At 45.9% G+C, this 12,710-nt stretch carries 8 protein-coding genes; 4 read left to right on the top strand and 4 right to left on the bottom strand.

The window, feature by feature from the left end; translation table 11 throughout:
• On the top strand, positions 1-178 hold a 178-nt coding region (locus C6Y40_RS19680; protein ID WP_146129465.1), incomplete at its 5' end, for a transposase domain-containing protein.
• Positions 179-411: 233 nt separating this feature from the next.
• Here C6Y40_RS19680 and C6Y40_RS19675 read toward each other — a convergent pair.
• Positions 412-4,983, bottom strand: a complete 4,572-nt coding sequence (locus C6Y40_RS19675; protein ID WP_105936101.1) for an EAL domain-containing protein — start codon at positions 4,981-4,983, stop codon at positions 412-414.
• A 182-nt stretch (positions 4,984-5,165) separates the two neighbouring features.
• Positions 5,166-7,913: an insulinase family protein gene (locus tag C6Y40_RS19670; RefSeq protein WP_105936100.1), complete on the bottom strand. Its 2,748-nt coding sequence runs from the start codon at positions 7,911-7,913 to the stop codon at positions 5,166-5,168.
• A gap of 156 nt (positions 7,914-8,069) precedes the next feature.
• Here C6Y40_RS19670 and sixA point away from each other — a divergent pair, with 156 nt between their 5' ends.
• Together sixA and C6Y40_RS24840 are read left to right on the top strand one after the other, a co-directional pair.
• Positions 8,070-8,582 (top strand): phosphohistidine phosphatase SixA, encoded by a 513-nt coding sequence (gene sixA / locus C6Y40_RS19665; protein WP_105936099.1) that lies wholly within the window; start codon positions 8,070-8,072, stop codon positions 8,580-8,582.
• A 137-nt stretch (positions 8,583-8,719) separates the two neighbouring features.
• On the top strand, positions 8,720-8,896 hold the full coding sequence (locus C6Y40_RS24840; protein WP_164464666.1) for a hypothetical protein: 177 nt from the start codon (positions 8,720-8,722) through the stop codon (positions 8,894-8,896).
• On the opposite strand, the gene C6Y40_RS19660 is transcribed toward C6Y40_RS24840, so the two are convergent.
• Positions 8,886-10,178 carry an HlyC/CorC family transporter gene (locus C6Y40_RS19660; protein ID WP_105936098.1) on the bottom strand — a complete coding sequence of 431 codons (1,293 nt, stop codon included), beginning with the start codon at positions 10,176-10,178 and terminating at the stop codon, positions 8,886-8,888. The two genes, C6Y40_RS24840 and C6Y40_RS19660, sit on opposite strands and share 11 nt — an antisense overlap.
• Positions 10,179-10,260: 82 nt before the next feature.
• On the bottom strand, positions 10,261-11,055 hold the full coding sequence (locus tag C6Y40_RS19655; RefSeq protein ID WP_105936097.1) for a cytochrome C assembly family protein: 795 nt from the start codon (positions 11,053-11,055) through the stop codon (positions 10,261-10,263).
• 170 nt (positions 11,056-11,225) lie between these two features.
• Between C6Y40_RS19655 and ffh the strand changes: the two genes are divergently transcribed.
• Positions 11,226-12,617, top strand: a complete 1,392-nt coding sequence (gene ffh / locus C6Y40_RS19650; RefSeq protein ID WP_105936096.1) for a signal recognition particle protein — start codon at positions 11,226-11,228, stop codon at positions 12,615-12,617.
• Positions 12,618-12,710 lie beyond the last annotated feature (93 nt).

Genomic DNA, 12,710 nt, shown 5'->3' with positions numbered 1-12,710 from the left:
ACAAAGCCTGATGGTGACTTGCCGCCTGCAAGGCGTCAATCCCTACCATTACCTCGTGGATGTATTGCAGCGTGTAGCACTGCATCCGGCCAAAGACGTACTCGACCTGACGCCAAGAGTCTGGAAAGAGAGATTCGCGGACAAAAAATTAACGAGCGACTTAGATAAAATGGGGTGATCCGGGTCTATATTGATCGCTTACTTTGTAACTGGCTAATAACATGAAGGGTTTTATCAAGAAACTGCCTCAGATAGCAGTGTAAGGACAGGTTGTATGAGATTTAGTAATAAAGTGAGATGAAACAGTTATGCATTAGCATTAATCCCTGCCAGCTTACACCTAGCTAGCGGGACAGAAGAATGGCATTAAAATATGACCGGCGCCTGCGACATAAGTCATTACAGACTTAGTTAGGTTGGAGAAACCTTATTAATGATTTTATGCAGTAAGCTGTTTTCACGGAGTAGCTTCTCGAAGCGTTCTGCATTGAGTGGTTTGCTGTACAGGAAACCCTGCAGCATTTCGCAGTCGTAGCGGCGCAGAATATTCAGTTGCTCTTCATATTCCACCCCTTCGGCAACCACTTTCAGGCCCAGGTTGTGAGCAATATTGATAATTGCAGCCGCCATATGACGATCAACATTACTGTTGGCGATATCATCAATAAAGGCTTTATCGATTTTTAACGTATTGAGTGGGAATTTCTTCAGATAAGCCAGCGAAGAGTAGCCGGTACCAAAGTCATCAAGTGCCAGGTGAATACCGCGATCACGCAGCCGCTGCATCATTCTCAGGCCTTCTTCCGGGTTTTCCATCAATGTGCCTTCGGTAATCTCACACTCTAGGTGCAGAGGAGACAGACCCACCTGACGAAGTACGTTTTCTATGCGGTCATCCAGGTCCGGTAGCTCAAACTGCTTTGCCGAGATATTGACTGCCACCCGGCCGCTGAATAAGCCTTCACTGACCCAGCGCTTGGTATCTTCGCAGGCTTTGCGTAAAACCTGTTCACCAATCTCGATAATCTGCCCGGTTTGTTCCGCCAGCGGAATAAACTGTCCTGGGCTTACTATGCCTTTATTCGGGTGCTCAAAACGCACCAGCGCTTCCATGCTGACTAGTTTACCGGTGGTGATATCTACTTTCGGCTGATAGTAAACGGTAAACAAATTGTCTTTTATACCCTGACGGATCAGGTTTTCTATCTGCAATTGCCGAACGGCGTTCTGATTCATTTCGCCACTGAAAAACTGATAACTGTTACCGCCATTGTTTTTAGCGAAATACATGGCCGTATCGGCGTTTTTCAATAATTCCTGAGGTGAGGAACCATCTTCAGGGAATAGGGCAATACCAATACTGGCACCCAACACGAACTCTTGCTTGTTGATAATAAACGGCCGTGAAAGGGTGTTTAATATACTTTGAGCAAAGTGGGTGATGGTATGTATATCCGAAAAATCTTCCATCAGAATACTGAATTCGTCACCGCCAAGGCGATAGCAGGTAGAGTTGCTATCGGTCATGCGCTGGATACGCTTGGCAATTTGCTTAATTAAAATATCGCCAGTTTGGTGACCGAGCGAGTCGTTAATTTTCTTAAAGTTATCCATATCCAGGCAGAGCAGGGCATGGGGAGTCGCCCGGCGAACCAGGTTGCTGTGACTGGCCTGGAAAAACGAACGGTTAGGCAACTCAGTGAGTGGATCGGAGTTAGCCAGTTTCAATAATTCTTTTTCTGTACTCTTACGGGAGGTGATGTCTGAAAATACGCCTACAAAATGCGAGATACGACCGTCGTCGTCATGCACCGCATCGATATTCAGCTCGATTTCGTAACGTTCGCCATTTACCCGGCTACTTTCAACTTCACCGCTCCAGTTGCCTCTGGAGCGCAGCGTTTTCTTAATCTCTTCGGTAAATGCTTCCGGGTACTGATGGAAATACAGGTAAGTAGCCAATGCCTGATCCCGGGTTTCACCAGTATAAGTACAGTAGGCATTATTCACCGATATGAAGCGGAATTTGGTATCGGTAATGAACACGCCTTCAGAAATGTTTTCGATAGAGCGCTTAAACAGGTTGAGCTGCTCTTCGGCGTCTTTCAGATGTTGAATATCCTTCAATGTGCCCGTCATCCTGATGGGCTCATTGTTGTGGTCCCGCTGTACCACTTTGCCGCGATCCAGTATCCATAGCCAGGTATTGGTAAAGGTCTTGGCTCGATACGCAATTTCGTAGAAGTCAGTTTTACCTTCCAGGTGTTCCTTCAGAGCATCCTGAACGCGCTTAAGATCATGGGGATGGATATTGGCGTCATAAGCGCTACTGGTGCGGATATCGTCCTGAGGAAAGTCCAGGGTACCCCAGGTGTTTGACCGGTAAACCTGGCCTCGATAAACATCCCAGTCCCACAACTCATCGCCACTGCTCCAAAGCGTGAGTTTTAAGCGTTCTTCCGACTCGGAAACAGCAATTCGCTGACGACGACGAACGTGGTATTGACGAACTACATACAGAGTAATAATTGCCGCAAAGAAGCCATAAAATATTAAAGCTGCAGGGTGCAGCCATGGGGGGGGTAAAATTGTCAGATTCAACTCGCGAGAGGGTGACCAGATTTTACCGTCTTCTTTGGCCTGAACTTCAAATACGTAATCACCGAAAGATATATTATTGTAAGGGGCTTTTCTTTCTGTGTCTGATGTTGTCCAAGACTTATCCCAACCTCTGAGTCGGTATCGATAACTAACCGTTGCTGGAGAAACAGCGTTGAGAACTGCGAAACTGAAGCTGAACCTAGAGTCTGAATAAGATAAGGAAAGAGAGCTCTTGAGATTGAGAGGTTTATCCAAAACTGTGTCGGCTTGGTTTATTGTTTGTTCATTACCAAATAGTTTTAACGTCAACAGTTCCGGTTTTTGTGAAGGAATATCAGTAAACTTATCTAAAGATAAATACTCAGGATAGAAATGATGAAAGCCCCGATCTCCACCAAAGATCAAACCATTACTATCCGTTTTAGCAACAGCTCCTTCGGAATAATCATTTAATTCAAGCAGTGTACTGGACAAATTCAATACAGTTTCGAAATTAGGCAAAAGAATTTGCTTAATTTCATTTGATGCAGTAGCTATCCAAATTGCGTCTTTTAAACCAATAGATGAGAGAATATTTGAGTCGAAATTTAAACTATTATGGCGGACTACATTTAGGGTGCTTTTATCCACTTGGAAAAAACCGGCTGACTGGGTGGTCAACCAATAATAATTCCCCCATAGGTATACCGACATCGCTCTTGGGAGTGAATTTTGTTGATGGCCTTTAAGTGTTATTGTCTTGCTGACTTTATCTGTTGCCGGATCATAAATTTTTATTTCACCTTCTCCAGCTAGCCATATTTGGCCGTCTAGGTCAGTGTAAATAGGGGATGATATCGCTTCCTTCAATGAACTCGAGTGAAATTTTAATTCATAAGAAATAGGCTTTTCGTCTGAAGTACCTTTAGTTGGTTCTATTGATATTAGACCATCTTGTTCAGTCCAAGCCCAGATGTTCTGGCCGTCATAATGAAAATTATCTATGAGTTCGTTCTTGAGGAAAATGCCTTTTTCTATGAGTTCATTATTCTCCAACTCGTAAAATTCTATTCCTTTAGAGGTGGCAATCCAAATTTGATCAAACCGGTCAATTATAAGGTCCCACAACTGATTGTTTCGATTTTTCAGATAATATCTTTGTTCTTCTTCTTGAAAGTTTATGCGGTTTAATCCCGCACTCTGAGTCGCTATCCAAAAATTGCCTTTACTATCTTCTTCAAGAGACCAGATTCTTTGAGAGCCAATGTTTTCTTCTTTTTCTTCATCCTCATCCTTAGCTTCATCTTTATTTTCATCTCTTAAGTGCGAATAAAGTCGTAAAGGGTTAAAGCCTGCTGAATAACGATATAATCCTTCCAAAGTTCCAAGCCAGACTGAGGATAAAGAATCTTTGTAAATACGTAATATGAATTGGTTATCGAGGTAAGTGATATTTTTCATATCAGCATCGATGACCTTTATTTTATCTTTAACTTCATTGTAGATAACCAAGCCATCTTCAGTACCGATCCAGATTATATCTTTAGATATCTGCGAAATAGATCGAATAGTACTGTTTTTGAGGTTTGGATAGCTTGATTTATTAATCCTTTTAACAACTCTTCCCTCGTTGCTTATTATTTCTATGCCAGAGTTGGTTGCTATCCAGTAATTGCCGTTAATAGTTTGAATATCAAAGACGGTGTCTGCTTGTAGGTTGATTTGCCATGGGTTGACCGATTTCAGGGAGAAAAGCTGACGACGCTTTTTGTCATAAATGTAAGCTCCAGATGAAATAGTTGCTATCCAAATCCGGTTTGTTTCATTTCTAATTTTTTCGATGTCATCCGGAAAATCTATTCGTCCGTCCAGAAGCGCTAACTCCCCGGTTTCTCGACTAATTGTGTAGAGGTTTGAAACATCGGCAATAAGGATGTTCCCAGAATTATCTTCATCAATCGACCAGATTACATTATTTCTTAATATTGAATTATCGATATTAAATATTTTGAAATTGTCATTGTCGGGTTGGTACTTAGCTAATCCATTGTATGTACCTACCCATAGCTCGTCATCTGAGGATGCAAACATAGTTCTGACTGAACCTTCTGGCATTGAGTATTGATCAGTCCTGGAATGTTTATACTCGCGAAACTTATAGCCGTCGTAACGAAATAATCCTTCGGTTGCACCAACCCATATAAAGCCATTTGGGCCTTCAACGATGGATGTTATGATGTCTTCTTTGATCCCATCTTCTATCTTGTATTCTGTGAAGCTGATATCACTGAGAGCTGTGAAGCGAGTGTCACTAAAATCCGCGGCAGCAAAAGCCGCACGGGTAAATAGGAATAGCACTGAAAATATCAGTACAAAAGTCGTTCTTTGGGTTGAGCGCACCATACACCTTTGGCATTGAATGCCTTATCTTTTTTACTTCTTATCGTGTCTAGCTTCCCTACTATCCGCTACCCAATATGCCCAATAAACAGCGTCTCTACAAGGTTTTTTTTGATTGCCATCACTGCCTGTGTATTTCTTGGGCAACCCGTGGTGACAGTAGGAGGAAAGAGGGGATTAAATGCTCAAAGGTAAAATTCAACTTTAGATTTAAAATCCGCGATATTCGGAATAAAGACGTCATTTGCGACGTTCATGGTTTTAAATTTACCCGGGGCAAACAATACCAGTTGTCCGAAAGTCTGGTTGAGATTCATGTCGGTGGCGTAGTGTTCGATATCGCTGAATCGCATCGACTCGATAGCCTGTGCAAGGCGTTGGTTGTTATTAAGTTGCGGGTCTTTGGCGCCCAGGCTTTGCCAGATATTTTGAGAACGCATGGATTGATTAATATCAACATCCTGCAACTGCTTTAACAGATTGCGCTTTATGTGTGGCCAATAACCTTCGTAAAACGCTTTTTCGCTGGTTTGTTGCTGCAAAAAAGCGGATATATGATCGAGCAATACCTGCGGCGCATTGTTGGGGCTTTGAATGTAAAAAGCGATGCCCGGATGCTGATTATGCGGAACATAACCGGTGCCCACTATATAGCCGAGTTGCTTCTCTGTACGCAAGGTAGTAAAGAAGGAACCCGCCAGCATTTGCTCCAGTACCATGCACATAGCGACATCCTGGATGTCATTGCTGGGCGCCTGTAGATACAAAACAACCGCGGCGTCATCGTGCTCACAGGCTACTTCATGATATAAGGTTTTGCCCACCGGTAGTTTGGCAACCGGGCGGGGCAGCGGTGGCGCTTTGGCAGAGACTGTTTGTGTCTGCACACTGTCAACAATACGACGGGCAGCGCTGGACGACCAGTTACCGTGAATCAACCCGTCAACATGATAGTAATCAAAGGCTCTGTCTCGTAGTCGCTGAATATCGTCAAACTGACAATGCTGCACGGCATCCAGCATTTCTACCGGTGCGTGCGTGTTTTTTTGAATTAATACACTCAGGCGCGAGAATAAACGGTTAATTGGTTTATTTAGCAGTGTGTTATGTAAGCTCTGACACTGCAGTAACTGAACCTGTTTGAAGGTTTGTGGATCTGGTGTGAACCCTTTGATGGCATCAATCAGATGATTCAGTAATTGCCCTTGCTGAGCACTGAACCCTCGGGTGTGAATACTAAAGCCACCCTGATGGCCGTATATCCGGTAATGTAGTCCGGCTATTTCCGCCCGATAGAAGCGACCCTGCAGAAAATCATTAAGCGCGGCCAGCCATAGCCTTTTCGCCGCTACCTGGTGAATATTTTGGGCCAAAGACGGGATATCAAAAGACACGAAAATATCACCTTTGGGTACATTGAATATGTGATCCTGACAAAACCAGAAATCAAACCCTTTATCACTTACTATTTGTTGCGGCAGTGCAAATTGTGCTTCATTTTTACAAAGGCTGTAGCTATCACCAATAAAAGGGTTTGGAGGCGACATAAATATAGCCTGCACCGGGCTGGGAGTCTGCCACGCTGCCAGTTGCTGCTCTGTATAAGGCTCAATCGCATAGGCTGCATCGTAATAAGCACACCTTTTAGTGGTGTGCACGCCCTGAGCTATAACTTTTACCCGCAGGTTCGCCGGCGTAAAATAAGCCAGAGCATCACACAAGCTTTGCTGAGTTAAGGTTTCAGAAACACAGGCGTTGGCGATCTCATCCCAACTAAAATATTGATGTAGTTCAGCCAGTTCACTGATTGCCTGCAGAGGCTTATGGGAATCATCGTATTGCCGGGCCAATTGATTCAATTTGGCTTTTTCCTGCAAGCGCCATTCTTCCGTAGCGGCTTGCTTAAGTTGCTCAATCACATAAAACACCGCGTTGATGATATCGTTTTGCTGTTTGAGTCCGCTTTCGGTTAGTTGCAGGTTAATATTAAAATCTTTGAAATTCTGCCCTTCGATACCAGAGCCGGCAATCAGATTGCTGATCCAGCCTTTTGCTTTGAGATAGGCAAACAAGCTGCCTGAGGCCTCATCGCCCAGTACATGGCTGATAAAATCCAGCGGCTTGCTACTGATATCCAGATGCAAGGCTGGCAAAGCAAAAGTAATGATCAGGCGCTTTGCGGCCTGCAACGGCTCAATATTAATTTGCGTGCCTAATTGCCCCGCCGTATACAGGGGCGGTAATTCAAGTTCAGCAGCGGATCCCGCGGCGAGCAGGCCAAAGGAACCTTCCAACCAGGGCGTTAACTGACTAACGCTAAAAGGCGAATATACACACAAAGTAAGGTTTTTCGCGCAATAGTACTGCTCATGAAAATTGCTGAGCATTTCTTTTAGCGTAGATACCGGAAACTGGTTAAATATGAGTTCATTGCCAACTGAAAACTTGGCGAAAGGGTGCGCCGGGTTGGCCGTTTCCTTATGGATTTGATAGAGCCGTCGTAAGTCGTCCTTGCGTTTGTACTGATACTCCGCATCGATGGACTGAATTTCAGCCGCTATGCGCTCTTGCTTAAAGTGCGGTGCTCCCAGCATTGCAGCTAAAGCGGGCAGTAAGCGTGGCAACGCCTGGGCATGAGCCTGAAAATGGTAATTGGCAAATTCGGTACCGGTCCATGCATTGATAGACCCGCCAGCCTGTTCAATCAGGTCGTTAATGCCATTCGGCTCGGGGATGAGGTCGTTGCCCATAAACAACATGTGTTCCAGCAGATGCGCCAGCCCCGGACAATCAGTGGGGTCAAAGAAGTGGCCAGCCTTACCGCTAACCGACACGCAGCAGGTGTCTACTTCAGGTTTATGAATAACGAGTACCCGGAGTCCATTTTCGAGAACAAGTGATTCAGTACTGTTTAAGTCCTGGGAAATATTCAATGTATTTGTCTTCGCTTATTCGCTTATTATTATACTTCCGGCCCGGCTCACGGACTGAGTCATCCCACCTTAGTCTAAGTCAATGCGATAGTACTAGGCGAGGGGCGCGACCTTTGTTATCGTACACTTGTCATTTCTCATCATATTAGCAATGTTATGTCAGGTCAAAGCAGCAAAGACGACATTTTAATTTTTATCATGCGCCATGGTGAGGCCGAGGGACTCCTTACCGATGACAAGAGCCGGCGGCTTACTGCCGTGGGTAACGCGGAAGTTGGGGCCTCCAGCCATTGGCTGGCAGAGAGCTATTGCCTCGACAATCAGATCGCTACCGCACTGGTCAGTCCATATACCCGGACCCGTCAGTCTTATCAACAGGTTGCCAGCACGTTGCATGCCAGTCAGTTTGAAATCTGCGCCGACATCACGCCTGATGGTAATGTAAAACTGGTTCACGATTACGTCGACGTACTGGCCCGGCAGAGCATCAAGAACAATGCCGGTCAGCCGCTATTGCTGGTGAGTCATATGCCATTTGTATCGTTTTTTCTCGACGAAATCTGCGATGTGCCAAAGATGTCGTTGTTCGCCACTGGCTCAGTGGCGGTGGTGCGCTATTCATTAAGCCGCAGTAAAGGCGTGTTACTCAAGCACTATCAGGGGCTGTAACTGGCATACCAGTATGAGCTGGCGTTATCTGCAATCTTTCCTGCTTTGAATTTCTGTTTATTCTGATACATTTTTGCTTTAGAAATCCGGCCGCTTTCCGATATAGAACCTGTAGTGAATCTATTATTTGAGAGAGTATGTCCGGCCAGTCGATCCCTGAACAGTTGCGTAAATCGCTTCAGCGTCATGTTGAGGAAGCAGACCTGCACGAAGACGAAGAGCTGACGCAACTGATGGGCAAATTAAGTGATTTGTCGGCCAAGGTGGCAGCGGCCAAAGCAAAGGCTCTGGCCAAGCGGAAGATTACTCGTTAGGGGTAGGCGCGCTTTCCCGGAAATACTCAGGCATCACCCGCACGGTTTTAATCATATTTTCGTTAATATCAATAATCTCAATTGGATATCCTGCTAAACGCAGGCTGACATTGTTCTCCGGAATTTCTTCCAGGTATTCCAGAATCAAACCGTTAAGGGTTTTAGGACCTTCGGTAGGAAAACTCCAGTCCATCTCTTTATTTAATTCACGAATGTTGGCACTGCCATCTACCAATACGCTGCCGTCTTGTTGAATGGAGACTTCCTTACTGTGGTCGGGCAGGTTAGTGGTGGTGAAGTCACCAATAATTTCTTCCAGAATATCTTCCAGTGTTACCAGGCCCTGAATATCACCGTATTCATCAACGACCAGGGCAATCCGCTCTTTCTCAGCCTGAAACTGATACATCAGGGTATGCAGGGGAATAGACTCGGGCGCAAAATAGATTTCCCTTACTGCGCGTAGCAGTGAGGCCTTGGTAAATTGATCTTTAGATAACAAGCGCAGGGCGTCGCGCACGTGCACAAAGCCAACCGCATCATCAATACTATCGCGGTATAACAACACGCGGGTATGTTGCGCCGTAGTGAGTTGCTTCTGAATGATTTTCCAGTCGTCATTAATATCAATGGCAACAATATCACTGCGCGGCACCATAATGTCTTCTGCAGTAACATTTTCTAAATCCAGAATGCTAACCAGCATGTCCTGGTGCTTTTTAGGGATCATGGTACCGGCCTCATACACCACGGTTCGCAGCTCTTCCCGGCTGAGGGAGTCGCCCGCACCGTCATGTGGCCTGATACGCATTATCGCCAGAATGCCGTTGGTAATGCCGTTAATAAAGGCAACGAAAGGGTAAAGGACTTTCAGTAACGGCGACAGGATCAGCGAGCTGGGAAAAGCAATTTTTTCCGGGTACAGCGCCGCCAGTGTTTTAGGCGTCACTTCAGCAAAAATAAGCAGGATGATGGTCAGGCCAATGGTGGTAGCAAACACCGCCCAGTATTCGCCAAACCAGCGGGTACAAATAATGGTCGCTATGGCTGAGGCGGCAATGTTAACCAGGTTATTACCGATAAGGATCAAACCGATCAAACGGTCTGGGCGGTCGAGGAGTTTCTGGACCCGGTTAGCCCCGCGGTGCCCTTCGCCCTGAAGGTGCTTTAAGCGGTAGCGGTTGATAGACATCATTCCAGTTTCCGAACTGGAAAAATAGGCTGAAAGTGCAATCAAAATGCCCAGTGCAATCAGCAGTGCACTGGTAGATATGTCGTCCAACTAAGGAATCCCTTGTACTAATTAGAACCACCAATGTAGACAGTCAGCTACGTGGTTTCAAGTGTTTATTCGGTGAATGCGACTATAAGAGTACTTCGCTGACAAACCGGCTGCCAAAATAAGCCAGAGAGAGCAGAATTACGCCAACTACAGTTAGTGATATGACTTGTTTTCCGCGCCAGCCCCAGAGTTTCTGGCCAACCAGCAGCACAATAAAAACAATCAGACCGGCAATGGATAATACCGTTTTATGGATATAACCGCGACTAAACATGTTGTCGAGGAAGATAAAGCCACTTAACTGAGCAATAACCAGCAAGATGGTGCCCAGTAAAATCAGCTTGAAAAGTATCGACTCAACCAGCATAAGCGGCGGCAGCGAAGAGTGTAATAAGCCAGCGCCTTTATGTTTAAGCTGGTGGGTTATATAAGACATCTGCAGCGCATATAAAAAGCCAATCACCAGCGCCCCGTAGGCAAACAGTGATAACGTAATATGAATCACCAGTCCCGGACGCATGTCGATATGCATAATATGGCTGACCGGTACAAACATGGATGCCAGCACCGTAAACGCGGAAAAGCTGAATACCACGGGTAATAAGATGGTATTGGGTAACAGGCTGCTGCTAACCAGCATTGATAACGTTATCAGCCAGGCAACCAGTGAGAGTACGTTGGTAATACTCATATTCTGTCCGGCCTGAGCGGCCAGAATCGCATCGCCCAGATAAAATGAGTGAAATACCACTGCCAGTGCCGCAATACTCAGCGACAGCATGCGGTTAGGCCCCTGATTATGAAAAAATCGCCCCGTCACCGAAACCGCTGAAAACAAATAGGCAGCAACTGCCAACAGCGCAAACAAGGTAGCCATTCGTTGTAGATAACCCGTTGATGATAAATAAGTCCGTATAGATACGTCAGAATAACAAAGAATTCAACCAGATGTCTGCCTGATTGCGATAAATCGTTAATCCCCCCTACGTAAACAGCGTAAATTTCGGTATACTTCAGCGATTACTTTTTGTTTCAGGTTATTGATTTATGTTTGAGAATCTCTCCGAACGCCTCGGCCAGACACTTCGCAATGTAAGCGGGCGCGGCCGTCTGACCGAAGACAACATCAAAGATACGCTGCGAGAAGTGCGTATGGCACTGCTTGAGGCAGACGTAGCCTTACCGGTTGTTAAGGAATTTGTTAGTCAAGTGAAAGCCCGTGCCGTGGGTACCGAGGTCACCAAAAGCCTTAAGCCGGGTCAGGTTTTCATTAAAATAGTTCAGTCCGAACTGGAATCGGTGATGGGGGAGGCGAACGAAAAGCTGAACCTGGCAACACAGCCGCCGGCAGTAGTACTGATGGCCGGTTTGCAAGGGGCGGGTAAAACCACCTCAGTAGGCAAACTGGCAAAGTATCTCACCGAACGTGAGAAGAAAAAGGTCATGGTGGTCAGTGCCGACGTTTACCGTCCGGCAGCTATCAAGCAGTTGGAGACCCTGGCCGAAGAAGTAGGCGTAACATTTTTCCCGTCCACTATTTTGCAAAAGCCTATCGATATTGTTAACGACGCTATCGATGATGCGCGTAAGCAATTCTTTGATGTGCTGTTAGTCGATACCGCCGGTCGTTTGCATGTCGATAACGACATGATGGACGAAATTAAAGGCCTGCATGCAGCGGTTAAGCCGGTAGAAACTCTGTTTGTGGTAGATGCCATGACCGGTCAGGATGCAGCGAATACCGCCAAAGCTTTTAACGAAGCCTTGCCACTTACCGGGGTTATTCTTACCAAAGCCGATGGTGACGCCCGTGGCGGTGCGGCTCTCTCGGTACGAAAAATTACTGGTAAGCCCATTAAATTCCTTGGTATGGGTGAAAAACTCGATGCCCTGGAGCCGTTCCACCCGGAACGAATCGCTTCTCGTATTCTGGGCATGGGTGATGTGCTTAGCCTTATTGAAGAGGTGGAGCGCAAAGTCGACAAAGATAAGGCCCAAAAACTTGCCAGGAAAGTGCAAAAAGGTAAGGGATTTGATCTGCAGGACTTTAAAGAGCAGCTCGAGCAAATGCGCAACATGGGCGGCATGATGGGCATGCTCGATAAAATGCCGGGCATGGGCAATATGACCGCCAAGATCAAGGATCAGGCTAACGACAAGCAATTTGTGCAAATGGAAGCCATCATCAATTCCATGACGCCGGCTGAGCGTGAAAAGCCTGAAGTCATCAAAGGATCACGAAAACGGCGAATTGCAGCCGGTTCGGGCACCCAAATTCAGGACGTGAACCGGTTGCTTAAGCAGTTTACGCAAATGCAAAAAATGATGAAGAAAATGTCTGGCGGCGGTATGAAGAAAATGATGCGCCAGATGAAAGGCATGATGCCACCAGGTGGCGGCGGCCCGGGTGGTATGGGGGGGATGTTCCCACCACGGTAATGTAACCAACGCCGAACAGTCTGATTATTCTGTTCGGCGTTTTAGTATCGTTACATCATAAAATAAAAAGTTGTAACCGCTGTCTGCGAAAAG

Origin of the sequence: Marisediminitalea alba, from assembly GCF_002993365.1 — a bacterium.
GTDB classification, from domain to species: domain Bacteria; phylum Pseudomonadota; class Gammaproteobacteria; order Enterobacterales; family Alteromonadaceae; genus Alteromonas; species Alteromonas alba.
Note: the sequence above shows the minus strand (reverse complement) of the source record. Positions and strands in the feature narration are given on the sequence as shown.

Bases quoted from the DNA above. Each gene is read 5' to 3' on its own strand.
- C6Y40_RS19675 (WP_105936101.1), bottom strand. From the start codon at position 4,983: ATGGTGCGCTCAACCCAAAGAACGACTTTTGTACTGATATTTTCAGTG.
- C6Y40_RS24840 (WP_164464666.1), top strand. From the start codon at position 8,720: ATGTCCGGCCAGTCGATCCCTGAACAGTTGCGTAAATCGCTTCAGCGT.
- ffh (WP_105936096.1), top strand. From the start codon at position 11,226: ATGTTTGAGAATCTCTCCGAACGCCTCGGCCAGACACTTCGCAATGTA.
- C6Y40_RS19655 (WP_105936097.1), bottom strand. From the start codon at position 11,055: ATGGCTACCTTGTTTGCGCTGTTGGCAGTTGCTGCCTATTTGTTTTCA.
- sixA (WP_105936099.1), top strand. From the start codon at position 8,070: ATGTCAGGTCAAAGCAGCAAAGACGACATTTTAATTTTTATCATGCGC.